The sequence below is a fragment of the Streptomyces sp. NPDC058295 genome, from assembly GCF_042880655.1.
Taxonomy (GTDB): domain Bacteria; phylum Actinomycetota; class Actinomycetes; order Streptomycetales; family Streptomycetaceae; genus Streptomyces; species Streptomyces coriariae.
On record NZ_JBHVYO010000012.1, the window covers coordinates 64,435 to 89,948 of the forward strand.

Here is a 25,514-nt window from a genome sequence, read left to right on the forward strand (position 1 = left end):
CCCGACGGGAGGGAGTAGCGATGCCTGCGAGCATCCTCGGAGAGGTCGGTGACCTCTCCGACGCGGTGGTGACACCGGACAAGGCCACCCGGCTCAGCTGCCCCTCCTGTGGTTCCGGTCATGTGGCCCAGGTTCTTGGTGACAACGGCGGGATTTCCTACGTGTGCACGGCCTGCGGCCACAGCTGGAGCTGATCGATGGGTGCACACAGGCGGAAGTGCGACTGGTGCGGCAGCGGCACCCCGATCGTCCGTGACATGGAACCGGTCAACCCCGACTACCAGTACTGGTGCGAGGAATGCGCGCGGGCGCTGATCATAAAAGGCGACCCGATCGAGACGTACCGTGAGCTGGAGGGGGAGCCGATCTACGGGCGGCTCCTGGAGGAGCACTGCACGCTCAAGCGGTTCTACTCGTTCGTCACCGCTTGACCCGCATACCGGTTGAAACCGGACAGGGTGGAAACGATTTGGTGGTCCACGGTTCGGGCCGGTAATGTTGGCGTCGCCGCCGGGGAAACCGGGCGACACGGTCGGTACGCGGCTTCGCCGCTTGGCCGCGAGGGGCTATAGCTCAGTTGGTAGAGCGCCTGCATGGCATGCAGGAGGTCAGGAGTTCAATTCTCCTTAGCTCCACAGCAGATCCCGCCGGATCGGATGCGATCCGGCGGGATCTTTTGCGTTCGGAGGGCGTTCCGGCATTCCCCTTCGGACATTCCGTCAGACCGACGCTTCGGGGCCGCCTCTTCCGAGGCGGCCCCTTGCCGTCTGTCGTCTGCCCGATGTCCTCTGTCGCCTGTTTGTCCGTCGTCCGTTGTAGGCCGGCGCTCAGCGGCCGAGGGCGCGGCGGCCGCGGCCCTGGGAGAGGACCGGGAGGTTACGGGCGGGCGCCTGCGCTCGCGTGTCCTCCTCGACGCGCAGGGCGAGGGCCGGGCAGCGGCGTACCGCGCGCAGCGCCTTCGCCTCCGCGTTCTGCGGCACCTTCGCCTGTGCCACCGTCGGGAAGCCGTCGGCGCCCAGCTGGAAGACCTCCGGGAGGATGTCGGCGCACAGGCCGTGCCCACGGCACAGCGTCCAGTCGACGAAGATCTTCTGACGGCTCGAGCCGCTGTCCTCCGGCGGGTTGCCGCTCGTGATGGCCGCCGGGGCCATGCCGGCCTCGAAGAGCGGCAGAACGCCCTCCACGGGGCGTCCGCACCCGTTGCCGAGGACATGCGCGGCCAGGTCGTCGGTGAACGCCTTGATGGTCGACTCCAGGAACATCGCGGAGCCGTCGGGGTGCGAGCACGCACCGCGCCGCTTGACGTTCTTGGCGACCTGCTTGAGCGCCTCCAGGGCGGCCGGGCCGCCGCCGTTGATGATGTCCTCCATGCCGCGCGCGGCGGCCGGCAGACCGAGATAGCAGGGACCGCACTGTCCCGCGCTCTCGTCGGCCAGCCACTGGGCCACGCGCAGCGACTCGCCCAGCGGGCAGGTGTCCTGGCTGATCGGCAGGATCGCTCCGGCGCCGAGCGCCCCGCCCACCGCGTCGAGGGAGTTGCGGGAGACGATCGCCTCGTTGACCGTCGCGGCGTCGATCCACTTGCCGTGGTAGCCGCCGGTCAGCACGCCCTGGGGCACCGGCGGGGCACCGGCGAGCTGAAGGACGTAGCGCAGCGGGACGCCCGTGGGCACCTCGATCACCATCGGACGGGCGACCGCGCCGGAGACCGTCAGCAGGACGGTGCCCGGCTCGTCGTACAGGCCGGTGTTGCCGTAGCGCTCCGGGCCGATGCGAGCGGCGATGGCCAGCTGGGCGAACGTCTCGGCGTTGGAGAGCAGGGTCGGCGCGCCGCCGACGCCGTTCTGCGAGGCGCTGACCTTGCGGCCGGGCGGGATCGGCGGACCGCCGTCGATGGAGCGGATCAGTGACGCGGCGGCGCCGGTGACCATGCGGATCGGGTTGCGTTGGACGAAGGCCTTCAGCGCCGATCTACGGCCGTTGCTGAGGCCGCGCTCGGCGAGCGCGGCCTCCATGGAGCGCTGGGTCGATTCGCGGGTGACCCCCACCACGAGCGTGCGGGCACCCAGCGCCTCCGCGACCAGCAGCGCGCCGTCCAGGATGAGGTGCGGGGCACGGTTGATGAGCACCGTGTCCTTGCGGCAGGCCGGTTCGTCCTCGCTGCCGTTGACGACGACGACCGGCCGTACGCCGCGCTTGATCGCCGCCTCGGCGACCGAGCGCAGCTTCCTGTGGAAGGGGAAGCCCGCGCCGCCGCGGCCCTTCAGGTTGATGTTCTCGGAGAGCTTTGCGAGTGCCTCTCCGCCCAGGGGTTCGAGCGGCCCGTGCACCTTCAGGTGCATGGGTAGGTCAAGTCTTTCGACAAGGTCGAAGCCCGACGTGAGCTGTGGAAGCCCGACCACGCGGACTTCTGGGACGTCGGGCAGGGCCTCGTTCACCTATAGCCTCCGGAAGGCGTGTTCCAAGGTTCGCCCGAACCCGGTGCGTCGAACGACGAGCCAGGTGATGGTTCATTGGCGGGACCGCTGTTGTACGTGTCGTTCTGGTTGTACGTCCCGAAAGGGGGGTTCGTCTCACCGGTGTCGTACACGTCACGTCCGCCGTACCCGGCGGTGCCCGAATTGTCGTAGACCGGGATGCTGAATCCCGTGTCCTGGAGCGGGTCGTAGGCCGACGGGGGCGCCTCGCCGACCGGCGGCGGGGACGGGACCGGCCAGCTGCCCGAGGTGCTGCCGCCGTTGTCGACCCGTGGGATGGCCTCGGTGGCCTGGATGTCGAACGGCAGGTTCATCCGCGCCGTCTGGTCGGCCGCGTAGGGCTGCTGCTGGCCGCGTTGCGGTGTGTTGACGGCGCGATAGGCGGCAGCGAAGCCGTTCGCGGGCTCCGGGGCGGCGGGCGCGGGCGTGTCGTACAGCGGCGACGACGGCGGGGACATCCGGGTGGAGCTCATCGTGTCGGTCAGCGGCGAGCGGCCCGAGCGGCCTTCGTAGCCGGGCAGTGCGGACGATCCGGTTTCCCCCACACGCGCGCGTGACGCGTCCAGGCCGTCCATGGCGGAGCGGTCCTGTGTGCCCAGGATCGCGGCGATCCGGTCGGCGACCTTGCGCTTGAACGGGCGCGGGGCGGAACGCAGGGCGAGGGCGGCCATGACGCCGGCCAGGCACAGCTCGTACGAGACCATGAAGAACGGCTTGGCCGCGCGCCCAGCGAACAGACCGTGGATCAGGGCCGCGCACAGCCCCGGGTAGGCCAGCATGTGCATGGCGCGCCAGCGGGCGGCCACCTCGGCGGGCGCGGCGAAGCGGTTGCGCAGCGCGCCGGTGATACCGACGAAGATCATGAGCAGGGCGGCCAGGGAGCCGAGGCCGATGAGTCCGGCACTGCCCTTGATGCCCAGGCTGAACGGGATCAGCGCCGCGATCAGGACCGTGTGCTGGAGCACCAGCTTGACGGAGATGTGCACGACGAGGAACGCGATGGAGCCCACGGCGGTCACCCGGTGGATGGCCTGCGCGACGATCCGCTGACGCGTGTTGAGGATGAGCCGGTCCTGGGCGACGAGACCCCAGATGACCGAGCAGGTGAGGCATACCAGTGACAGCACGCCCGCACCGAAGTTGAGGAACGCCTGGAACTGGTCGCCGCCGACCAGCACGACCACGGGTATGAGGACCAGGACGACAGCCGTCGCCACCCCGTAGGCCGACCGGCCGGGCTTGGGGAGCGAGCTGTTACTAGAACGAGGGTTCATGGGGGCAACTCCGAGCAGTTTCGGGAAAGCGGTCCCGCTGCCGAACTCTAAGTGGCTCCATACCGATGGGTACGAGGTTTGAGTTATTGCGCTGTTATCAAACGACAATGTGACTGTTGTGATGTCCCTTAGCTGCTGTTACGCGAAGTAACCCTTGACCTTGATTCAGTTCCGGCCTCGCCATTCTGGTCGCACCAACGTTGTCGCGACCATGCATACGTACGAACGGCGCGGCTTGCTCAAGGCCTGCGGTACCCTAACGCCATGTGTGCTGTACGCCTTCTGCTTAGTGGGCCGCGCTGATCAGTCCCGACCGCCGGTGAACGGACGGTTCGGAATCGGCGCGGCGTCCCCTCCTGTGCGAGGGGATTTTTCGTTTCCTGGACGACAACCCGCTGGCAGAGACGATCGATGGAGCTTTGAGGACCATGAGCGAGACGAACCCCGCTGCCGCCGCCGCACCGGCGGAGGCCGCGCCGCACCGCTACACGGCAGCCATGGCCGCCGAGATCGAGGCACGCTGGCAGGACTTCTGGGACGCCGAGGGTACGTACGCCGCGCCGAACCCGAAGGGCGACCTGGCCGGTGACCCCGAGCTGGTGGCCCGGCCCAAGAAGTTCATCATGGACATGTTCCCGTATCCCTCCGGTGCGGGCCTGCACGTCGGTCACCCACTGGGCTACATCGCGACCGACGTCTTCGCACGCTTCCAGCGCATGACCGGCCACAACGTCCTGCACACCCTGGGCTTCGACGCCTTCGGCCTGCCCGCCGAGCAGCACGCCGTGCAGACGGGCGAGCACCCTCGGATCACCACCGAAGCGGCGATCACCAACATGACGTCCCAGCTGCGCCGGCTGGGTCTGGGTCACGACAAGCGCCGGTCCTTCGCCACGATCGACCCGGACTACTACAAGTGGACCCAGTGGATCTTCCTGCAGATCTTCAACTCCTGGTACGACGGCGAGGCGGACAAGGCCCGCCCGATCGCCGAACTGGTCGCCCAGTTCGAGTCCGGTGAGCGCGGTGTACCGGGCCACACACGCGCGTGGAACGAGCTGACCGCCACCGAGCGTGCCGACGTCCTGAGCGAGTACCGCCTGGCCTACGCCTCCGACGCCCCGGTCAACTGGTGCCCCGGGCTGGGCACCGTGCTGGCCAACGAGGAGGTCACCGCCGACGGCCGTTCCGAGCGCGGCAACTTCCCCGTCTTCAAGGCCAAGCTGCGCCAGTGGAACATGCGCATCACCGCTTACGCGGACCGCCTGCTGGACGACCTGGACGCCCTGGACTGGCCCGAGGCCATCAAGCTGCAGCAGCGCAACTGGATCGGCCGCTCCGAGGGCGCCCGCGTCGACTTCCCCGTGGACGGCGAGCGCATCACGGTCTTCACCACGCGCCCGGACACCCTGTTCGGCGCGACCTACATGGTCCTGGCGCCCGAGCACCCGCTGGTCGACAAGTTCACCCCGGACGCCTGGCCCGAGGGCACGCACGACGTCTGGACCGGCGGCCACGCGAACCCGGCCGAGGCCGTCGCCGCGTACCGGGCGCAGGCCGCGTCGAAGTCCGACGTCGAGCGCCAGGCCGAGGCCAAGGACAAGACCGGCGTCTTCACCGGCGTGTACGCCACCAACCCGGTCAACGGCGAGCAGGTCCCCGTCTTCATCGCCGACTACGTGCTGATGGGCTACGGCACCGGCGCGATCATGGCCGTCCCGGCGGGCGACCAGCGCGACTTCGAGTTCGCGCGCGCCTTCGAGCTGCCGATCCACTGCATCGTCGAGCCGACCGACGGCCGGGGCACCGACACGTCGACCTGGGAGAACGCCTTCGGGTCGTACGACGCGAAGATCATCAACTCCTCGAACGACGACATCTCGCTGGACGGTCTGGGTGTCGTCGACGCCAAGGCCCGCATCACCGAGTGGCTGGCCCGCAAGGGCATCGGCGAGGGCACCGTCAACTTCCGCCTGCGCGACTGGCTGTTCAGCCGCCAGCGCTACTGGGGCGAGCCCTTCCCGATCGTCTACGACGAGGACGGCATCGCCCACTCGCTGCCCGAGTCGATGCTGCCCCTGGAACTGCCCGAGGTCGAGGACTACTCGCCCCGCACCTTCGAACCGGACGACGCGAACACCTCCCCGGAGACGCCGCTGTCGCGCAACGAGGACTGGGTGAACGTCACCCTGGACCTGGGCGACGGCAACGGTCCGCGCAGGTACCGCCGCGAGACCAACACCATGCCCAACTGGGCCGGTTCCTGCTGGTACGAGCTGCGCTACCTGGACCCGCACAACGGCGAGAAGCTGGTCGACCCGGAGATCGAGCAGTACTGGATGGGCCCCCGCGAGGGTCAGCCGCACGGCGGTGTCGACCTGTACGTCGGTGGCGCCGAGCACGCCGTGCTGCACCTGCTGTACGCGCGCTTCTGGTCCAAGGTCCTGTTCGACCTGGGACACGTCTCCTCCGCGGAGCCGTTCCACAAGCTGTTCAACCAGGGCATGATCCAGGCCTACGTCTACCGCGACAGCCGCGGCTTCCCGGTGCCGGCCGCCGAGGTGGAGGAGCGCGACGACGCGTACTTCTACCAGGGCGAGAAGGTCAGCCGCCTGCTGGGCAAGATGGGCAAGTCCCTGAAGAACGCGGTCACGCCGGACGAGATCTGCGTCGAGTACGGCGCGGACACCCTGCGCCTGTACGAGATGGCGATGGGCCCGCTGGACGTGTCGCGGCCGTGGGACACGCGCGCGGTGGTGGGCCAGTACCGCCTGCTGCAGCGGCTGTGGCGCAACGTCGTCGACGAGGCCACCGGCGAACTGAGCGTCGTCGAGGCCGAGCCCGACGAGGACACTCTGCGAGCCCTGCACAAGGCGATCGACGGCGTGCGCCAGGACCTGGAGGGCCTGCGCTTCAACACCGCCATCGCCAAGATCACCGAGCTGAACAACCACCTGACCAAGGCGGGCGGCGCGGTGCCGCGTTCCGTCGCCGAGGCGCTGGTGCTGCTGGTCGCCCCGCTGGCCCCGCACATCGCCGAGGAGCTGTGGCGCCGGCTGGGCCACACCGACTCGGTCGTCCACCGGGACCTGCCGGTCGCCGACCCGGCGTACGTCGTGGACGAGAGCGTGACCTGCGTCGTGCAGATCAAGGGCAAGGTCAAGGCGCGCCTGGAAGTGTCCCCGGCGATCTCCGACGAGGAGCTGGAGAAGGTGGCGCTGGCCGACGAGGGCGTCGTGAAGGCGCTGGGCGGGGCCGGTATCCGCAAGGTCATCGTGCGGGCGCCGAAGCTGGTGAACATCGTTCCGGCGTGAGGTCGTGCGCCTGACCGGGCTGTGCGCCTGACCGGGCTGTACGCACGGCCGGGCCGGGTGTCGCGGGCCGGTGGGTGCGCCTCCGGGTAGTCCCCTACGGGCAGGTTCGGGGTTCTTCTGGAACTCCGAGCCTGCCCGTCTCGTTTACCGTTTGAAGTGCGGCGTGCCCTGTGCGGCGCCGGATGTGTCGTGGCAGGCCGGAGGAGGAGCTCGTGGAAGCAGTGATCGCAGTAGTCGCCCTGCTCTTCGTGCTCTTTGTGGTGCTCGGCGCCTACGCCACGGTGAAGGTGATCGGAGCCGCCAAGCGGGGCGTCGACCGCACCATCGACCAGGCCCGGCGCACGGTCGAGGACCACACTCTGCGGGCCAAGTCCTTCGCGCAGGTCGGACCGGCCGGCGAGATCGCCCAGCTGAGGCTCAAGCTGCGCATGTCCATGCGGGCCACCCAGGACGCGCTGCACGCGGGCGTCACCGAGGACGAGTCCCTCAAGGAGTCCCTCGCCCTGTTCCACAGGCTCAGCGCGCACGGACACGAACTGGACAACGAGCTCAAGCGCCTGGAATCCGAACCGGACCGGGCGACGCTCGCCGCGCGGCTGCCCTCACTGCGGGAGCGCACCGAGCGCGTCGCGGGATCGGCGGACTCGCTGCGCTGGGCGGCCCGCGACCGGGCCCGCCGCTTCGCGGACGACGACCTCGACTCCCTCAGCGCCCAGATCGACGTCGAGGCCGGTGCTCTTCGCCACTGGACCACGTCAGACTCCTCCGCGCAGACGCCGCCGCCCCCGTGGCCCGAGGCTCCGGCCGCCGACAGCGCGGCGGAAGGACAGACCTGGCCGGAGACACCCGGCGCACGCACCGCGCAGGAGCCGACCCGGCCCGCCATCACCCCACCGGGACCGCGCCCCACCTACCCGTGGCAGAAGAAGCCGCGCCCCGAGAGCACCACCTGAGTACGGGGCCGGATTCCTGCCCTCCGGGGCCCGGTTCGTCAGGTGACGGGGTCCTGGATCAGGTGCCGTCAGGCGTGGTACCGGATTCGGTCAAGGGCGGTCCAGCTGCGAGGGGCCGGGCTGCCGCACGGGGGCTACGGCAGGTAACCTCCAGGTCATGTCCCGCCATGTCGCGATCGTCACGGATTCAACGGCCTACCTGCCGCAGCGGACGATGGAGCGTCACGGCATCACCTCGGTGCCCCTGACCGTCGTCCTCGGCGACCAGGCTCTCGAAGAGGGCAACGAGATCTCCACCCGTTCCCTCGCCCAGGCCTTGCAGAAGCGACGTTCCGTCACCACCTCGCGTCCCAGCCCCCAGCTCTTCGCCGAGACGTATCGCAGGATCGCCGATTCCGGTGCCACCGGAATCGTCTCACTGCACCTCTCCGCCGAACTGTCCGGCACCTACGACGCGGCGGTGGTCGCGGCGCGTGAGGCGCCGGTACCGGTACGGGTGGTGGACACCGGCATGGTCGCGATGGCGCTCGGCTTCTGCGCGCTCGCGGCGGCCGAGGTCGCCGAGGCGGGCGGCACGGTCGACGAGGCGGTCACCGCGGCGGAGAAACGGGCCGCCGGCACCTCCGCCTATTTCTACGTCGACACCCTGGAGTATCTGCGCCGTGGCGGCCGGATCGGCGCCGCCCAGGCCCTGTTGGGCTCCGCGCTCGCGGTGAAGCCGCTGCTGCAGCTGAGCGGGGGCCGCATCGACCTCCTGGAGAAGGTACGGACGGCGTCGAAGGCGATCGCCCGGCTGGAGGAGCTCGGGGCGGAGCGGGCGGGCAGCGGGTCGGTCGACATCGCCGTGCACCATCTCGCCGCTCCCGACCGGGCGTCCGCGCTCGCCGACCGTCTGCGGTCCCGAGTGCCCGGACTCGCCGACCTGCATGTGAGCGAGGTCGGCGCGGTGATCGGGGCGCACACCGGGCCGGGGCTGCTGGGCGTCGTGGTCTCGCCGCGCTGACGGATCGGCTCACTCGTGTGAGTGGTGGAGTTATCCACAACTGGGCGTTCATCCCCGGAAATTGAGCATGATCATCGCGGTGCGGCGAAGTGTCCGATCCTCGTCGCATGGCACTTCGATCACGTCCACGCAGCCCGAACGCGACCAGCGGCCCCGGCCGGAGCCCCGGCTCCGACGGCCGTTCCCACCGTCTCCGTCCCCCCGGCGGCGGCCGGACCGGACCCCGGCACGCCTCGGCGGAGGAGATCCGCCGCCGGGCGAAGGCGCTCTTCGCCGAACGGCCCCGGGAACAAGGAGAGATGGGGATGGGGCCGCCGGGCGGGGGCGGTGGAGATGATGGGGATGGTGGGGGTGCTGTCCCGGTTGGTGCGTCGGGTGCGTCGGGTGCGCTGGAGTCGGCGGGTGGGGCAGTGGCGGGGGCCGGGGTGCGGGTTGCCCCGGGTGTTCTGAAGAGGTCGAGTGCGCCGCAGGGAGGGGTGCCCGATGGTGAGGGCGCGCAGCCCGGCGATGCCGACACCGACATCAACAGCGACATCAACAGCGACAGCAACAGCGACATCAACAGCGACATCGACGGCGATGAGATGCGTAAGGGGCGTGCTCCTCGTGTCGTCGGGCCCTGGCAGGAGCGGGCGGGGCTTGCTCTGCGGGAGCGGATGCCGGTGTGGCTGCTGGCGCGCTGCGGACTGGAGCGCAGGAGTGTGCTCGCGCTCTCGGTGCTGCTCGTCGTCGCCGCCGCCTTCGCCGTGCAGCACTTCTGGGTCGGCCGGGCGCAGCCGGTGCGGGCACCGGAGGTGGTGCGAGCCGCCGCTCCCTACGAGGCGGGAGAGCCGAACTCGGCGGCTGGGCCCGCCCCTTCCGCAGGCCCCCCGGGTGTCGGCAGCACAGTCGGGGCCGAGATCGTGGTGGACGTCAGCGGCAAGGTGAGGAAGCCCGGCATCCACCGCCTTCCGGCCGGTTCGCGGGTGGTCGACGCACTGGGCGCGGCCGGTGGTGTGCGACCGGGCACCGACACCGACGGTCTCAACCGCGCGCGATTTCTCGTGGACGGGGAGCAGGTCGTCGTCGGCGCCCCCGCCCCGCAGACAGGATCCGCCGGGACGGGTGCGGGATCGGCGGTGGCCGGCTCCACCGGTGCCGGCACGGGTGCGGGGCCCCCGGCGCCCGTCTCCCTCAACACGGCCACCGCGGAGCAGTTCGACACGCTGCCGGGCGTCGGACCCGTGCTGGCGCAGCACATCATCGACTACCGGGCGCAGCACGGCGGATTCCGATCGGTGGACGAACTGCGCGAGGTCAACGGCATCGGCGAGCGACGCTTCGCCGACCTGCGGAATCTCGTGCGGCCATGAGGCGCCCAGACACCGAGGCCGTCGGTGCTCGGGCCGGACCCGGCTCCGCCGCCCGCCGCGCCGTGCACGCGGCCTCCGGGAAACGGCTGGGCGACGCCCATCCGCGTCAGGAAGGGCCCGCGGATCTACGGCTCGTACCACCCGCGCTGGCGGCCTGGGCGACGGCGGCGCTGACGTTGGACGCGTCTTTGGGGGTGGTGGGTGGCGTCGTGGCCGGCTGTCTCCTGGCCGCCGGTGCCCTTCTGATCGTGAGCCGGCGTGCGGCGGGGCGTGGTGCGGGTCCCACGGCAGGTCCCGTCGCGGGGCCTGTTGCCGGGAGGCGCGTGTGGCCTCGGGTCACCGTCGCCGCCTCGTTGCTCTGCGTGGGCGCGGCGGCGGCGTCGGCCGGGCTGCACGGGGCCGATCTGCGCCGGGGGCCGGTGCCGGAGTTGGCGCGGGAGTACGCAACCGTCACCGCCGAGGTCGAGATCACCTCGGACCCACGACTCACTCGGCCCCGGGTCAGAGGGGACCACGTGACCCCGGACTCCGTCCTGATCAACGCCGAGGTGCGCAGCGTCGAGAGGACGACGCGGACGGCCGTGGCGACACGGGCCCCGGTGCTGGTGGTGGTGGACGTCGGTTCGCGCTGGGGCGAGGGCGGGGCACGGGCGGCGCGCCCCGAGACCGGCGAGACGCCGGGCCGTTCGATGCCCGGCGGCGTGATGCCCGGCGGTCTGGCCCCTGGCGGTCCGGCCCCCGGTGGTCCGGCGTCTGGTGGTCCGGCGCCCGGCCTTCATGAGCCTGGGCGTCAAGGGTACGGCGGGGTTCCCGAAGAGGCTGCCGGTCGGCCTGGGGCCGGCGGTGTGCGGGGATCCGGGATGCGGTCCGGGGCATGGTCCGGGGCGAGGCCCGGGGTTTCGTGGCTGGGGCTGTTGCCGTCCACACGGGTGCGGGTCACCGGGCGGCTGGTGCCCGCGCTGGCCGGCGGGGACCGGTTCGCGGCCGTGCTGCGGGTGCGGGGCCGGGCGGTGCCGTCGGTCGTGGGGGAACCTTCGGGCGTGCAGCGGTTGGCCGGACGGCTGCGGGCGGGGCTGCGGGCGGCCACCGACGGGCTCCCGGCGGACGCGAGGGCACTGCTGCCGGGGCTGGTCGTCGGAGACACCTCGCGGATCACGCCCGAACTGGACGAGGCGTTCAAGGCGACGGATCTGGCCCACACCCTCGCCGTTTCCGGGAGCAACCTCACGGTCATCCTCGCGCTGCTCCTGGGCCCGCCCGGGCTGGCCCAGCACGTCGAGCGGCGCGGTCTGGCACCTCGACTCGGCGTCCCGCTCCGGGGCACCGCGCTGCTCGGCGGAGCGCTGACCCTCGGCTTCGTGGTGGTGTGCCGGCCCGACCCGAGCGTGCTGCGCGCCGCGGCCTGTGGAGCGATCGTGCTGCTCGCGCTGGCGACCGGCCGCCGTCGCTCCCTGATCCCCGCGCTGGCGACGGCGGTGCTGCTGCTGGTGCTGTACGACCCGTGGCTGGCCCGGAGTTACGGGTTCCTGCTGTCCGTTCTGGCCACCGGGGCCCTGTTGACGCTGGCGCCACGCTGGAGTGCCGCGCTGCGGCGGCGCCGGGTGCCCCCGAGGCTCGCTGAGGCGTTGGCGGCCGCGGGAGCCGCGCAGGCGCTGTGCGCACCGGTCGTGGCGGTGCTGTCGGCGCGGGTGAGTCTGGTGGCGGTCCCCTGCAATCTCCTGGTGGAGTTCGCGGTCGCCCCGGCGACGGTACTGGGCTTCGCGGTGCTGGCGGCGGCACCCGTGGCGATGCCGGTGGCCGAGGCGCTGGCGTGGTGCGCGAGGTGGCCGGCCGGGTGGATCGCGGGTGTGGCGCGGACCGGGGCGGCGCTGCCCGGCGGGGGAGTGGACTGGCCGGGGAGCTGGGGCGGGGCGTTGCTGCTCGCCCTGGTCACGGGCGGGGTGGTGCTGGTCGGGCGGCGGCTGTCGCGGCACCCGTGGCTGTGCGCGGTCTGCGGGGTGTTGCTGCTGCTCGTGATGGTGCGACCGCCGCCGCTGACCAGGGTGCTCACGGGCTGGCCGCCACCGGGCTGGCGGCTCGCGATGTGCGACGTGGGACAGGGTGACGCGACCGTCCTGGCGGCGGGCGCGGGCGCCGGCGTGGTGGTGGACACCGGGCCGGACCCGGCACTGGTCGACCGGTGTCTGAGCAAGCTCGGGATCACCCGGGTGCCGCTCGTCGTGCTGACCCACTTCCACGCGGACCACGTGGCCGGGCTGCCGGGGGTGCTGCGGGGCCGGGAGGTGGGGGCGATCGAGACGACGGGGTTCGAGGAGCCCGTGGACCAGGTGGAGTTCGTACGGAGGGAGGCGGAGGCGAGGGATGTGCCGGTGGTGCGGGCCGCGGCCGGGGAGCGGCGGCGGGTCGGTGCTCTCGACTGGGAGGTGCTCTGGCCGCCACCGCACCCGGCGCCGCGCCCGGACGGGCCGAACGACGCGAGCGTGACGTTGCTCGTGCGGGCGGCCGGGCTGCGGATGCTGCTGCTCGGCGACCTCGAACCCCCGGCCCAGCAGGCGTTGTTGCGATCGCCGGCGGCACCGCTGGTGCGTGGCGTGGACGTGCTCAAGGTGGCCCATCACGGCTCGGCCTACCAGGACCCCGAGCTCATACGCGCCGTGGCGCCACGGCTGGCGTTGATCTCGTGCGGCGCGGACAACCGGTACGGGCATCCCGCGCCCAGCACGGTCGCGGCGCTGCGCGCGGGAGGCGCGGCGGTGCTGCGGACGGACCGGGACGGGGCGCTGGCGGTCGCCCCCGGCAGGGACCTGGAGCTGCGGGTGGCGCGGGACTGAGAGGGCGGAGAGCCTCTCGGCCCGACGGCTGGGCCGACCGCCCGAGGCGCCCGCTTGGGGCCCTGCCCCGGGGGCGGGGTGACCGGTTGGGGCCCTGGCCGGGGGCGCGGGGGCACCGGTTGGGGCACCGTCCGGGATGACCGGTTGAGGCCTGCCAGGGCACCGTCTGGGCACTGCCTGCGCACTGTCCCCCTTTCTGGACACCGCCTGCGCACTGTTTCCTGAGGGTGTCGGAAAATGGTGCGGTGAGTGATGTGAGACATGTGCTGGTGCTGCCCGATCGCGATGCCGCGGAGGAGGTGGCGCAGGCGCTCGGGGACCGGTTCGGGGTGCGCGAGGAGCCGAGGGTCGTCCGGGACGCGTTGGCGGGGGAGGACGACGCGGAGGACGCGCAGTGGCTCGTCCTGCTGCGGGACGAGGAGGAACGCCTCGACGCGGCGGCGCTAGAAGAGTTCGCGGGGGAGTGGGAGGGCTGGCGGGAGGAGCCGTGACCGTGATCCGTCGGTGGGGGTCGGGTTGTCAGTGGCGCGTGGGATGCTTTCGGTGATGGCCAGGAAGACTGCGAATGACGATCCTCTCGCCCCGGTGACGCTTGCCGTGGGCCAGGAGGACCTCCTGCTCGACCGTGCCGTGCAGGAGGTGGTGGCCGCCGCCAGGGCCTCCGACGCCGACACGGACGTGCGCGACCTGACCCCGGACCAGGTGCAGCCCGGCACACTCGCCGAGCTGACCAGCCCCTCGCTCTTCGCGGAACGCAAGGTCGTGGTGGTACGCAACGCGCACGACCTGTCCGCCGACACGGTCAAGGACGTCAAGGCGTATCTGGGGTCGCCCGCCGAGGAGATCACGCTGGTGCTGCTGCACGCCGGCGGGGTCAAGGGCAAGGGGCTGCTGGACGCCGCGCGCAAGGCGGGGGCGCGGGAGGTGGCCTGCCCGAAGATGACCAAGCCGGCGGACCGGCTGGCCTTCGTGCGGCAGGAGTTCCGGGTCACCGGGCGGTCGGCGACGCCCGAGGCGTGCCAGTCGCTCGTCGACGCCATCGGCAGCGATCTGCGGGAGCTGGCCTCGGCCGTGTCCCAGCTGGTCGCCGATGTCGAGGGGACCATCGACGAGGCCGTCGTCGGGCGGTACTACACCGGGCGGGCCGAGGCGTCGAGCTTCACCGTCGCCGACCGGGCGGTGGAGGGGCGGGCCGCCGAGGCGCTGGAGGCGCTGCGCTGGTCGCTGGCGACCGGGGTCGCGCCGGTGCTGATCACCAGTGCGCTGGCCCAGGGAGTGCGGGCCATCGGCAAGTTGTCCTCGGCGCGGGGTGGCCGGCCGGCCGATCTCGCGCGGGAGCTGGGCATGCCGCCCTGGAAGATCGACCGGGTACGCCAGCAGATGAGGGGCTGGACGCCGGACGGAGTGGCCGCCGCGCTGCGGGCCGTCGCCGAGGCGGACGCGGGAGTGAAGGGCGGCGGTGACGACCCCGAGTACGCCCTCGAGAAGGCCGTCGTGGCGGTCGCGCGGGCGGCGCGGTCCGGGGGACGCGGGTAGCCGTACCTCCCGGGTGCCGCTGGGGTGATCCAGTAGCCGTCCCCTTGCAGGGGAGGAGAATCGGGGGTACAGCCGCACATCGCCCGCGCATGGGAAAGGTGGCGATCGACATGGCTGAACACCCGCACGCAGCACTCGTTCGCAAGGGATACGAGGCCTTCACCCGCGGAGACATGGATACCCTGCGCGGGATGATGACGGGGGACTGTACGCACCACGTGCCCGGTTCCCACATGCTCTCCGGGGACTTCAAGGGCCTCGACGCGGTCATGGACATGTACGGCAGGCTGTTCTCGGAGACGGGCGGATCGTTGCGCGTCGACCTGCGCACCGTCCTCGTCGACGGCCGTGGGCACGCCGTATCCCTGCACCGGATCACCGCCGACCGCAAAGGCAAGCACATGGACGACAACGGGGGCATCGTCTTCCGGATCGTCGGTGACAAGATCAGCGATCTCGACGAGTGCGTCGAGGACATCGACACGAGCAACGACTTCTGGTCCTGACGGCCCTGCCGGTGCCGTTTTCCCCATTGGACCCATCGGCCCCGTCGTGACCATCGGCCCCGTCGTGACCGTCGGCCCTCTGTCACCTCTGATGGTCCCGGCGGCCGGCCTCTGCGAAGGGAGCACCCCTGGGGGGCAGGGGCCGGGACCATGCCGAAGGCCCCCGCACCCGCCCTGGGGAAGGGCGGGCCGCGGGGGCCTTCGGTTCAAGCTTCAAGCTGTTGGATCGCGCCCGCGTGGCGAACGCAGGCCGTGCGCGATCCGTAGGGTGCCGGTCGGGGGCGGATGAGAGAGGGCCCGCCCGGGTCCTTCCGGCGATCAGATCTGAGGGATTCAGCCCTTGAGGGTCTCGACCTTGGAAGCAAGCGCCGACTTCTTGTTGGCGGCCTGGTTCTTGTGGATGACGCCCTTCGAGACGGCCTTGTCGAGCTGACGCGCGGCAGCGCGCTGGTACTCGGTGGCCTTCTCGACGTCACCCGCGGCAGCAGCCTCACGGGCCTTGCGGATCGCGGTCTTCAGGGAGGACTTGACGGCCTTGTTGCGCAGCCGAGCCTTCTCGTTGGTCTTGATCCGCTTGATCTGGGACTTGATGTTCGCCACGAATGAGCCTTTTCAGGTTCAGGCACGGGCCCGTACGGGTCCCGTACCGATGAGTTTCCGAGATGCCTCGAAGTTCCCCGAGAAGTGTTGTCCGGGAAGTTCTCCGAGGAGACGTGCCTCGTGCTGAGAGGGCAAGAGACACAGCTGCCCAGACTACCAGTGGCTCCCCGAGTGGCCCAAACCGGTCCCCGGTCGCCACCCGTGGGACCATGGAGCCTACGTATCGATCCGACCCGAGGCACAAGGCGCCTCAAGAGACAGGACCCTGCGTGCCCGCGACCCCTAACAATGTGCCCGAGCCGAGCCGTACCGACCCGGCTCTGATCCGCAATTTCTGCATCATCGCGCACATCGACCACGGCAAGTCCACGCTCGCCGACCGCATGCTCCAGCTGACCGGAGTCGTCGATCAGCGCCAGATGCGTGCTCAGTACCTCGACCGCATGGACATCGAGCGCGAGCGCGGCATCACGATCAAGTCCCAGGCGGTCCGACTGCCCTGGGCCCCGACCGAGGACCCGGGCAAGACCCACATCCTCAACATGATCGACACCCCCGGGCACGTGGACTTCACGTATGAGGTGTCCCGGTCGCTGGCCGCCTGTGAGGGGACCGTCCTCCTGGTCGACGCCGCCCAGGGCATCGAGGCCCAGACTCTCGCCAACCTCTACCTGGCGATGGAGAACGACCTCAAGATCATCCCCGTACTGAACAAGATCGACCTGCCGGCCGCCCAGCCCGAGAAGTTCTCCGAGGAGCTCGCCAACCTCATCGGCTGCGACCCCGCGGACGTGCTCAGGGTCTCCGCCAAGACCGGTCTGGGCGTCGAGGCACTGCTGGACCGGGTCGTCGCCGAGGTCCCCGCGCCGGTCGGCGTCCAGGACGCCCCCGCGCGCGCCATGATCTTCGACTCGGTGTACGACTCCTACCGCGGTGTCGTGACGTACGTGCGTGTCATCGACGGTCAGCTCAACAAGCGTGAGCGGATCCGCATGATGTCCACCGGCGCGACGCACGAGCTGCTGGAGATCGGCGTCTCGGCCCCCGAGATGAAGTCGGCCGACGGCCTGGGTGTCGGTGAGGTCGGATATCTGATCACCGGTGTGAAGGACGTCCGCCAGTCCAAGGTCGGTGACACGATCACCACCCTGCACAAGGGGGCCACCGAGGCGCTCGGCGGTTACAAGGACCCGAAGCCGATGGTCTTCTCGGGTCTGTACCCGCTGGACGGCTCCGACTACCCCGAGCTGCGCGACGCCCTCGACAAGCTCCAGCTCAACGATGCCGCGCTGGTGTACGAGCCGGAGACGTCCGCCGCCCTCGGCTTCGGTTTCCGCGTCGGCTTCCTGGGCCTGCTGCACCTCGACGTGATCCGCGAGCGGCTGGAGCGCGAGTTCGGGCTCGACCTGATCGCCACCGCGCCGAACGTGGTCTACCGCGTCGTCATGGAGGACGGGTCCGAGCACACCGTCACCAACCCGAGCGAGTTCCCCGAGGGGAAGATCGACGACGTCTACGAGCCCGTCGTACGCGCCACGATCCTCGCGCCCTCCGAGTTCATCGGCTCGATCATGGAGCTGTGCCAGACCCGGCGCGGCACCCTGCTCGGCATGGACTACCTCTCCGAGGACCGGGTCGAGATCCGCTATACGCTCCCGCTCGCGGAGATCGTCTTCGACTTCTTCGACCAGCTGAAGTCCAAGACGCGCGGCTACGCCTCGCTGGACTACGAGCCCACCGGCGAGCAGGCTTCCAGCCTGGTCAAGGTCGACATCCTGCTGCACGGCGACAAGGTGGACGCCTTCTCGGCGGTCACGCACAAGGACGCGGCGTACGCGTACGGCGTACGGCTCGTCGCCAAGCTGCGCGAGCTGATCCCGCGGCAGGCCTTCGAGGTGCCCATCCAGGCGGCCATCGGCTCCAGGGTCATCGCCCGCGAGACCATCCGCGCCATCCGCAAGGACGTCCTCGCCAAGTGCTACGGCGGTGACATCTCCCGTAAGCGGAAGCTGCTGGAGAAGCAGAAGGAAGGCAAGAAGCGGATGAAGATGGTGGGTTCCGTGGAGGTTCCGCAGGAGGCGTTCATCGCCGTCCTGAGCAGTGACGACAACCCGGGATCGGGCAAGGGCAAGAAATAGCCACGTATCCACGCAGGTTTTCAGGGCCCGTCGCGCGACAGCGCGGCGGGCCTTGTGGCTGTATTCAGGAGAAAGTGACTGCCCGGAGCCCCTTACGTGCTGGCCAGTCGCCCTCTACTCTGATCCCTGCTCGGTAGTTACTCGTGAGTTAAACAACAGCCGCCGTCAACAACCGCCGCTGTCAGCAACCGCCGCGTCGAACGACGCCGCAATGAGCCAGCCGCATCGTCGCGGGCCCGGAGGATGTCGTGAGCGACACACAGACACTGATCGAGAACCGTCCGCCGTCCGTCGCGGGCCTCTTCCTGGAGCGCGTGGCGGCCACGCCCGACGCCGAGGCGTACCGGTACCCGGTACCGGCGGCGTCCGGTGAGGGCCCCGACGACTGGAAGTCGCTGAACTGGGCGCAGGCCGCCGAACGCGTCTACGCGATCGCGGCCGGCCTGATCGAGCTGGGCGTGCGGGCCGAGGAGCGCGTCGCCCTCGCCGCCTCGACCCGGCTCGAGTGGATCCTCGCCGACCTCGGCATCATGTGCGCCGGGGCCGCGACGACCACCGTCTACCCGCAGACCAACGCCGACGAGTCCGCGTTCATCCTCGCGGACTCCGAGTCCAAGGTGCTGATCGCCGAGGACGCCGCCCAGCTCGCCAAGGCCGTCGAGAAGCGCGCCGAGCTGCCCGCCCTCACCCATGTGGTCGTGATCGACCCGGCCGGTGTGGAGACAGCCGACTGGATCCTCACCCTCGACGAGCTGGAGAAGCGCGGCGCCGCCCGGCTGGAGAAGGAAGCCGAGCTGATCAAGGAGCGGGTCGGCGCGATCACGAAGGACCAGCTCGCCACTCTGATCTACACCTCCGGCACCACCGGCCGGCCCAAGGGTGTCCGGCTGCCGCACGACAACTGGTCGTACATGGCGAAGGCGATCGCCGCGACCGGCCTGGTCGGCCCGGACGACGTGCAGTACCTGTGGCTGCCGCTCGCGCACGTCTTCGGCAAGGTCCTCACCTCGGGCCAGATCGAGGTCGGGCACGTCACCGCCGTCGACGGCCGCGTCGACAAGATCATCGAGAACCTGCCGATCGTCCAGCCGACGTACATGGCCGCCGTGCCGCGCATCTTCGAGAAGGTCTACAACGGGGTCGCCGCCAAGGCCCGTGCGGGCGGCGGGGCGAAGCTCAAGATCTTCCAGTGGGCCGCCGAGGTCTCCCGCGAGTACGCCAAGGCCGCCCAGGACAACTTCCGGCGCACCGGCACCGTCGCCGTCCCCTTCGGGCTCGGCGCCAAGCACAAGGTCGCCGACGCGCTCGTCTACTCCAAGATCCGCGAGGCCTTCGGCGGCAACCTGCGCGCGTGTGTCTCCGGGTCGGCGGCGCTCGCCCCGGAGATCGGCTACTTCTTCGCCGGCGCCGGCATCCACATCCTCGAGGGCTACGGCCTGACGGAGTCCTCCGCGGCCTCCTTCGTCAACCCCGGTGAGGCCTACCGCACCGGCACGGTCGGCAAGCCGCTGCCCGGCACGGAGGTGCGGATCGCCGACGACGGCGAGATCCTGCTGCGCGGCCCCGGCATCATGGAGGGCTACCACGGGCTCCCCGAGAAGACCGCCGAGGTCCTGGAGGCCGACGGCTGGTTCCACACCGGCGACATCGGCGAGCTGTCGCCCGACGGGTACCTGCGCATCACCGACCGCAAGAAGGACCTCATCAAGACGTCCGGCGGCAAGTACATCGCGCCCGCCGAGGTCGAGGGACAGTTCAAGGCGGTGTGCCCGTACGTCTCCAACATCCTCGTACACGGCGCCGACCGGAACTTCTGCACGGCGCTCATCGCCCTCGACGAGCCGTCGCTCCTCGACTGGGCGAAGGACAACGGGCTGGCCGGAAAGTCGTACGCGGACGTCGTCGCCTCGCCCGTCACCGTGGAGCTCATCGACGGCTACGTCAAGCAGCTCAACGAGGGACTCCAGCGCTGGCAGACCATCAAGAAGTTCCGGCTGCTGCCCCGGGACCTGGACGTCGAGCACGGCGAGATCACGCCGAGCCTGAAGCTGAAGCGGCCCGTCGTGGAGCGGGAGTACAAGCACCTCATCGACGAGATGTACGCCGGATCGCGCGAGGCGTAGCACGCCAGCGCGGGGGCGCGACGGCGCGGAGCACGGCGCGTCGGCGCGTGGCGGGGCGGAGTCCGAATGCTCGGATTCCGCCCCTCAACCGCGCTTCATCGAGCACATGCGGACAGCCGCGTAGCACGGTTCTCGCTCAGGACGGCCCACTTCGGTAACCCGGCGCTCATGGCCGGGACCCGTCTGTCACCCTGTGGGCATCCGACCGCCCGGGGAGCTGCGCATGGGGGCCATTCCGACGCAACGGGAGACCGCGTCCCGTGCCCAGGGCGCGCCCGCGCACCCGAGTACGCACTCGGTCGCGCTCCCGCACACCCGCGCGACCCTGAACGGCGGTCCCCTCGCGCCCGGTGCCGCCCGCCGGCTGGTGCGCGCCGCGCTGGCGGAGTGGGCCGGCCTCGGCCTGCTCGGCGCGAAGGGGGCCGGGGGCAGCGGGCAGACCGGCGAGACCGGGGAACCCGGAGAGCGCCTCGCGGAGGACACCACACTCGTCGTCAGCGAGCTGGTGACGAACGCCGTCGTGCACGCCGGCACCGACGTCGAGCTGGCGTGCCGGCTGGAGGAGGATCCCGAACACCCCGGGCATCCCGGTGGCTGTCGTGCGGTCGTCGTCGAGGTCTCCGACCACCACCCCTCCCGCGCCCCGCGCGACGGCACCGCCGAACCGTCGTACGGGACGGCGGAGTACGGCCGCGGCCTGCGCCTGGTCGCCGCGCTCGCCGACGCCTGGGGGGTGACGTACCGCAGGGGGACGAAGACGGTCTGGGCCCGGCTGCTGCCGACGGCCGCCGGATCCCACGACGCCGACCGGCCCGGCCGTGCCGACCCGTCGCATCCCGGCCCCGAGCAGGACGTCCCCGGCCACGCGGGACACCTGGGGTGCTTCGGTCACGCCGGCCTCACGGCCCACCCGGACCGCCCGGACCGCCCGCTCGACACCGGCCCGGGTCTCCTCGAAGCCCTGGCCCCGGTCCCTCAGGCGGTCGGGTCGCAGGACCGGGACTGGCTCAACCGCGGTGCCCTCTCCTTCCTCGCCGAGGCGTCCGATCTGCTCGCCGGGCAGCTCGACGAGGATCTGGTGGCCGCGCTGACCGGCCAGCTGCTCGTGCCGCGGCTCGCCGACTGGTGCGCGGTGTGGCTCGAGGACGAGGTGAGCGGGCGCGGTGAGTGGGCGGGCGGGCCCGGGCCACGGCTGGCCCGGGTCTGGCACGGCTGCGAGAACCGCGTCGAGGAGCTGCGCCGGGCCCTGGAGAAGGATCCGCCGTGTCCGCCCGACGGCGGCCCCCGCTCCGGGCCCGAGTCCTTCCCCTGGCCCGGCGCGGCGCTCGGCCCGCACGGCACGGCCCTCGCCTACCGGCTGATCGCCGGTGGCCGGCCGCTGGGCACCCTGGTCATCGGGCAGGCCGGGCTGCAGGCCTTCGCCGACGAGGTCACCGGGCTCGTCGAGGATCTCGGCCGCCGGGTGGCGCTCGCCATCGGAGCGGCCCGTCAGTACGCCCGCCAGGCCACCATCAGCGCCGTCCTGCAACGGGGGCTGCTGCCCGGCGCGGTCGCCGAGATCCCCGGGGTGCGCAGCGCCCTCGTCTACGAGCCGCGCGAGCAGGGCGGCCCGAGCGGCGACTTCTACGACCTGTTCCCGGCGGGCGACGGCCGCTGGTGCTTCGCGGTGGGCGACGTGCAGGGCAAGGGGCCCGAGGCGGCCGTCGTCATCGGCCTGGCCCGTCCCTGGCTGCGGCTGCTGGCCCGCGAGGGCTATGGCGTGGCCGACGTCCTGGACCGGCTCAACCAGCTCCTCCTCGACGACGCGACCGAGGCGGCCGACGCCGCCGCCCGCGCCTTCGTCGGCCCCGCCGGGCCGGGCGACGGCCCGCAGACCCGCTTCCTGTCGCTCCTCTACGGCGAGCTGGCCCCCTTCGAGGGCGGGGTCCGCTGCACCCTCGCCTCCGCCGGGCATCCGCTGCCGCTGCTGCTCGGGCCGGACGGCTCGGTCGCCACGGGCGGGCGACCGCAGACCCTGCTCGGGGTCATCGAGGACGTCACGTACACCAGCGACAGTCTGGAGCTGCGGCCCGGCGACAGCCTGCTGTGCGTCACCGACGGCGTCACGGAACGGCGGTCGGGCCTGCGGCAGTTCGACGACGAGGACGGTCTCGCCGCGGCGCTGGCGGGCTGCGCCGGACTCGACGCGGAGCTGATCGCGGAGCGCATCCGGCGGCTGGTCCACGAGTTCGGCGACCAGCCGCCGGAGGACGACCTGGCGCTGCTGGTACTCCAGGCGGAGTAACCGCCGCTCGTGCTCGTCCGTTGGGGCCGGGGCCGGGGCCGGGGCCGGGGCCGGGGCCGGGGCCGGGGCCGGGGCCGGGGCCGGGGCCAGGGCGGGCGGGGCCGGGGCCAGGGCGGGCGGGGCTGGGTGCGGGGGTGGCGGCGCCGGGCGTGACGGTGGTGGCGGGCGTGACGGTGGGCGTAGCGGGGCCAGGTGTGGCGAGCGGGGCCGGAGCGGGGCCGGGCGACCGTGGCGGGGAGGGGCGGGCCGGGGCGCGGCGTGGCGGGGCGCGGCGGCGATGGCGGCGGGGGCGGGTACGGCGGTGGCGGTAGGGCCGGAGCTGCGCGCGGTGGCGGTGGCGACGCGGCCGGCGATCGTGGCCGGGAGGTCGGGAGGTCGGGAGGCCGGGAGGCCGGGAGGCCGGGAGAGGGCTGGGTATGTCGGGTGGGGCGGGGGAGGCCGGGTGGTCGGGTCTGCGGATGTATCGTCCGGTTCGTGCCGAAGGCGACGAATGCCGTATCTGAAACGCCCACCCGTCGACGCGTCCTGATCGCCGGAGCGGGGCTCGGGCTGACCGTGACCGCCTGTACCCGTGACGCCGATCCGCCGGAGGACGCCCGCGGGCCCGGATTCCACGGGCTGCGCCAGGCCGGGGTGACGACCCCGCGCCAGGCCACCGCGCTGCTTCTGGCGTACGACCTCGACCCCGCCCTGCGCGGCGCGGCGGGCGCGCGGGCACTGAAGGCCGTGCTCGGGACGTGGACGCACGCCCTCGCCGAGACGCTGGAGTCGGACAGCTCGCGCGCCGCCCGCCTCACCGCGACCCTCGGCATCGGCCCCGCCCTCCCCGCGCGCCTCGGCCTGCGGGCCCCGGCCGCCCTGCGTGAGCTGCCCGCCTTCACCGGTGACCGGCTCGACCCCGACCGCTGCGGCGGCGACCTGCTCGTGCAGCTCCGCGCCGACACCGCGGACGCCACCGAGGCGATCGCCGCGACCCTGACCCGGCTGGCCGGGGAGACCCTGTACCCGCGCTGGCGGCAGGACGGCTTCCTGCCCCCGTCACCCGACGGCGGCACCACCCCGCGCAACCTGCTCGGCTTCCAGGACGGGCCCGCCAACCCGACCCCTGAGGAGTGCGAACGCTGGGTGTGGTCGGGCAACGCCACCTACCTCGTCGTACGACGAGTCCACCTGCGCGTGGAGGACTTCGCGCGGCTCGCCGTGCACCGCCAGGAGGAGATCATCGGCCGCAGCCGTTCGACCGGCGGCCCGCTGGACGGCGCTTCGTCGGCCGGGCGCCCCGAGGACGCCGCTCCGCCGCGCTCCCACGTGCGGGCCGTCAGCCCCCGCCTCGACGCGGGGGCCCGGATGCTGCGCCGCGGCTACTCCTACGCCGACGGCCCCACCGACCAGGGCCTGCTGTTCCTCGCGTTCCTGCGGGACCCCGCGCTGTTCGTACGGGTGCAGCGCCGGATGGCGGCTCAGGACGAGCTGAGCGGATTCACCGAGGCCCGGGGCTCGGCCGTGGCGTACATCCTGCCGGGCGCACGCGCGGGACGGCCGCTGGGCGCGGAGCTGCTGGGCTGACCGGTGGCTGCGGGTCGGGTCGGCGGGGCATCCGGGATGGGGTGGACGTACGGGACAATGGGCTGCATGCCTTCCGCACTTCCCGACGGTGAGCCGGTTCCCGACGACGGCGCGCTCCCCGCGCACGCGCTCGCCGGCGCCGCCGACCGCCCCCTCGGTTTTTATCTGCACGTCCCGTACTGCGCGACCCGCTGCGGCTACTGCGACTTCAACACCTACACCGCCACCGAGCTGCGCGGCACCGGCGGAGTGCTCGCCTCCCGTGACAACTACGCCGACACCCTGATCGACGAGGTCCGGCTGGCCCGCAAGGTTCTCGGCGACGACCCGCGCGAGGTCCGCACGGTCTTCGTCGGCGGCGGTACGCCGACCCTGCTGGCCGCCTCCGACCTGGTGCGGATGCTGGGCGCGATCCGTGACGAGTTCGGGCTGGCGTCGGACGCGGAGGTGACGACCGAGGCGAACCCGGAGTCCGTCGACCCCGCCTATCTGGCCACCCTCCGCGAGGGCGGCTTCAACCGGATCTCCTTCGGCATGCAGAGCGCCAGGCAGCACGTGCTGAAGGTGCTCGACCGCACGCACACCCCCGGCAGGCCCGAGCGCTGTGTGGCGGAGGCCCGGGCGGTGGGCTTCGACCACGTCAACCTGGACCTCATCTACGGCACGCCGGGCGAGTCGGACGACGACTGGCGGGCCTCGCTGGACGCCGCCCTGGGCGCCGGCCCCGACCACGTCTCGGCGTACGCCCTGATCGTCGAGGAGGGCACCCAGCTCGCCCGCCGGATCCGCCGCGGCGAGGTCCCGATGACCGACGACGACGTCCACGCCGACCGGTACCTGATCGCCGAGGAGACGCTCGCCGCGGCGGGCTACGAGTGGTACGAGGTGTCCAACTGGGCCACCTCCGAGGCGGCCCGCTGCCTGCACAACGAGCTGTACTGGCGCGGCGCCGACTGGTGGGGCGCGGGCCCGGGAGCGCACTCGCACGTGGGCGGCGTCCGCTGGTGGAACGTGAAGCACCCGGGCGCGTACGCGGCGGCGCTGGCGGCCGGACGGTCGCCGGGGGCCGGGCGGGAGCTGCTGCCGGCCGAGGACCGCCGGGTGGAGCGGATCCTGCTGGAGCTGCGGCTGCGGGAGGGCGTACCGCTGGACCTGCTGCGGCCGGAGGGGCTCGCGGCGTCACGACGGGCCCTGGCGGACGGACTGCTCGACAGCGGCCCCTACGACGAGGGGCGTGCCGTGCTCACCCTGCGCGGACGGCTACTGGCCGACGCGGTGGTGCGGGACCTGGTGGACTGACCCCGAAGGCCCGAAGGCCCGAGTTTGGAGGCCCGAGACCGAAGCCCCGAGCCTTAGCCCGGAGGCCGGAGAGTCGAGCCCGGAGGCCCGGAGGCCCGGAGGCCCGGAGGCCCGAGACCGAAGCCCCGAGGCACGAGGCCCGAGACCGAAGCCCCGAGGCTCGAGGCCCGAGCCCGGAGACCCGAGTCCCGAGCCGGCAGGCTCAAGCCCGAAGCGCAGAGCCCGAAGCGCAGAGCCCGAAGCGCAGAGCCCGAAGCG

18 protein-coding genes and 1 tRNA gene are annotated in these 25,514 nt (G+C 71.8%); 16 read left to right on the plus strand and 3 right to left on the minus strand.

The features are described from left to right. The first annotated feature begins 20 nt into the window (after positions 1–20). The 3 genes from ACFVYS_RS15165 to ACFVYS_RS15175 all read left to right on the plus strand — a co-directional run bounded on the left by ACFVYS_RS15165 (position 21) and on the right by ACFVYS_RS15175 (position 635). Positions 21–194 (plus strand): hypothetical protein, encoded by a 174-nt coding sequence (locus ACFVYS_RS15165; protein WP_389502206.1) that lies wholly within the window; start codon positions 21–23, stop codon positions 192–194. Positions 195–197: 3 nt separating this feature from the next. Further along, complete coding sequence (locus ACFVYS_RS15170; protein ID WP_003976229.1) at positions 198–431, plus strand: hypothetical protein; 234 nt, start codon at positions 198–200, stop codon at positions 429–431. A 131-nt stretch (positions 432–562) separates the two neighbouring features. Further along, positions 563–635 (plus strand) — tRNA-Ala (locus ACFVYS_RS15175). 192 nt (positions 636–827) lie between these two features. Here ACFVYS_RS15175 and ACFVYS_RS15180 read toward each other — a convergent pair. Then, on the minus strand, positions 828–2,438 hold the full coding sequence (locus ACFVYS_RS15180; protein WP_389502208.1) for an NADH-ubiquinone oxidoreductase-F iron-sulfur binding region domain-containing protein: 1,611 nt from the start codon (positions 2,436–2,438) through the stop codon (positions 828–830). Then, a complete protein-coding gene (locus tag ACFVYS_RS15185) occupies positions 2,435–3,751 on the minus strand; it encodes a ferric reductase-like transmembrane domain-containing protein (protein ID WP_389502210.1) in 1,317 nt (438 codons plus the stop codon). Before ACFVYS_RS15185 ends, ACFVYS_RS15180 begins: the two co-directional genes overlap by 4 nt. Positions 3,752–4,179: 428 nt before the next feature. Between ACFVYS_RS15185 and leuS the strand changes: the two genes are divergently transcribed. The 8 genes from leuS (at position 4,180) to ACFVYS_RS15225 (ending at position 15,246) form a co-directional block, all read left to right on the plus strand. After that, entirely contained in the window at positions 4,180–7,065 is a 2,886-nt protein-coding gene (gene leuS, locus ACFVYS_RS15190) for a leucine--tRNA ligase (RefSeq protein ID WP_389502212.1), read from the plus strand. Positions 7,066–7,277: 212 nt separating this feature from the next. Further along, positions 7,278–8,018 (plus strand): hypothetical protein, encoded by a 741-nt coding sequence (locus ACFVYS_RS15195; RefSeq protein WP_389502214.1) that lies wholly within the window; start codon positions 7,278–7,280, stop codon positions 8,016–8,018. 157 nt (positions 8,019–8,175) lie between these two features. Beyond that, on the plus strand, positions 8,176–9,021 hold the full coding sequence (locus ACFVYS_RS15200) for a DegV family protein (protein ID WP_389502216.1): 846 nt from the start codon (positions 8,176–8,178) through the stop codon (positions 9,019–9,021). 476 nt (positions 9,022–9,497) lie between these two features. Beyond that, positions 9,498–10,373 (plus strand): helix-hairpin-helix domain-containing protein, encoded by an 876-nt coding sequence (locus ACFVYS_RS15205; RefSeq protein ID WP_389502218.1) that lies wholly within the window; start codon positions 9,498–9,500, stop codon positions 10,371–10,373. A gap of 323 nt (positions 10,374–10,696) precedes the next feature. Then, on the plus strand, positions 10,697–13,204 hold the full coding sequence (locus ACFVYS_RS15210) for a ComEC/Rec2 family competence protein (RefSeq protein ID WP_389502425.1): 2,508 nt from the start codon (positions 10,697–10,699) through the stop codon (positions 13,202–13,204). A 245-nt stretch (positions 13,205–13,449) separates the two neighbouring features. Beyond that, positions 13,450–13,695, plus strand: a complete 246-nt coding sequence (locus tag ACFVYS_RS15215; RefSeq protein ID WP_389502220.1) for a hypothetical protein — start codon at positions 13,450–13,452, stop codon at positions 13,693–13,695. 55 nt (positions 13,696–13,750) lie between these two features. Then, complete coding sequence (holA, locus tag ACFVYS_RS15220; RefSeq protein ID WP_389502222.1) at positions 13,751–14,740, plus strand: DNA polymerase III subunit delta; 990 nt, start codon at positions 13,751–13,753, stop codon at positions 14,738–14,740. 110 nt (positions 14,741–14,850) lie between these two features. After that, positions 14,851–15,246 carry a nuclear transport factor 2 family protein gene (locus ACFVYS_RS15225; RefSeq protein WP_389502224.1) on the plus strand — a complete coding sequence of 132 codons (396 nt, stop codon included), beginning with the start codon at positions 14,851–14,853 and terminating at the stop codon, positions 15,244–15,246. A gap of 333 nt (positions 15,247–15,579) precedes the next feature. Here ACFVYS_RS15225 and rpsT read toward each other — a convergent pair whose 3' ends face one another. Next, complete coding sequence (gene rpsT, locus ACFVYS_RS15230; protein WP_020127768.1) at positions 15,580–15,846, minus strand: 30S ribosomal protein S20; 267 nt, start codon at positions 15,844–15,846, stop codon at positions 15,580–15,582. A gap of 269 nt (positions 15,847–16,115) precedes the next feature. On the opposite strand from rpsT, the gene lepA reads away from it, so the two are divergent. The 5 genes from lepA (at position 16,116) to hemW (ending at position 25,256) form a co-directional block, all read left to right on the plus strand. After that, a complete protein-coding gene (gene lepA / locus ACFVYS_RS15235) occupies positions 16,116–17,984 on the plus strand; it encodes a translation elongation factor 4 (protein ID WP_389502226.1) in 1,869 nt (622 codons plus the stop codon). A 248-nt stretch (positions 17,985–18,232) separates the two neighbouring features. Further along, positions 18,233–20,107: an AMP-dependent synthetase/ligase gene (locus ACFVYS_RS15240; protein WP_389502228.1), complete on the plus strand. Its 1,875-nt coding sequence runs from the start codon at positions 18,233–18,235 to the stop codon at positions 20,105–20,107. Between the two features lie 223 nt (positions 20,108–20,330). Further along, positions 20,331–22,391, plus strand: coding sequence for a SpoIIE family protein phosphatase (locus ACFVYS_RS15245; RefSeq protein WP_389502230.1), 2,061 nt, complete (start codon positions 20,331–20,333; stop codon positions 22,389–22,391). 474 nt (positions 22,392–22,865) lie between these two features. Beyond that, the gene (locus ACFVYS_RS15250) at positions 22,866–23,957 is read left to right on the plus strand and encodes a Dyp-type peroxidase (RefSeq protein ID WP_389502232.1); all 1,092 of its coding nucleotides are present in this window, start codon (positions 22,866–22,868) and stop codon (positions 23,955–23,957) included. Positions 23,958–24,023: 66 nt separating this feature from the next. Then, the gene (gene hemW, locus ACFVYS_RS15255; RefSeq protein WP_389502234.1) at positions 24,024–25,256 is read left to right on the plus strand and encodes a radical SAM family heme chaperone HemW; all 1,233 of its coding nucleotides are present in this window, start codon (positions 24,024–24,026) and stop codon (positions 25,254–25,256) included. Positions 25,257–25,514: the final 258 nt, after the last annotated feature.

Bases quoted from the DNA above. Each gene is read 5' to 3' on its own strand.
- leuS (WP_389502212.1), top strand. From the start codon at position 4,180: ATGAGCGAGACGAACCCCGCTGCCGCCGCCGCACCGGCGGAGGCCGCG.
- ACFVYS_RS15185 (WP_389502210.1), bottom strand. From the start codon at position 3,751: ATGAACCCTCGTTCTAGTAACAGCTCGCTCCCCAAGCCCGGCCGGTCG.
- ACFVYS_RS15170 (WP_003976229.1), top strand. From the start codon at position 198: ATGGGTGCACACAGGCGGAAGTGCGACTGGTGCGGCAGCGGCACCCCG.
- holA (WP_389502222.1), top strand. From the start codon at position 13,751: ATGGCCAGGAAGACTGCGAATGACGATCCTCTCGCCCCGGTGACGCTT.
- ACFVYS_RS15200 (WP_389502216.1), top strand. From the start codon at position 8,176: ATGTCCCGCCATGTCGCGATCGTCACGGATTCAACGGCCTACCTGCCG.
- ACFVYS_RS15165 (WP_389502206.1), top strand. From the start codon at position 21: ATGCCTGCGAGCATCCTCGGAGAGGTCGGTGACCTCTCCGACGCGGTG.
- ACFVYS_RS15245 (WP_389502230.1), top strand. From the start codon at position 20,331: ATGGGGGCCATTCCGACGCAACGGGAGACCGCGTCCCGTGCCCAGGGC.
- hemW (WP_389502234.1), top strand. From the start codon at position 24,024: ATGCCTTCCGCACTTCCCGACGGTGAGCCGGTTCCCGACGACGGCGCG.
- ACFVYS_RS15225 (WP_389502224.1), top strand. From the start codon at position 14,851: ATGGCTGAACACCCGCACGCAGCACTCGTTCGCAAGGGATACGAGGCC.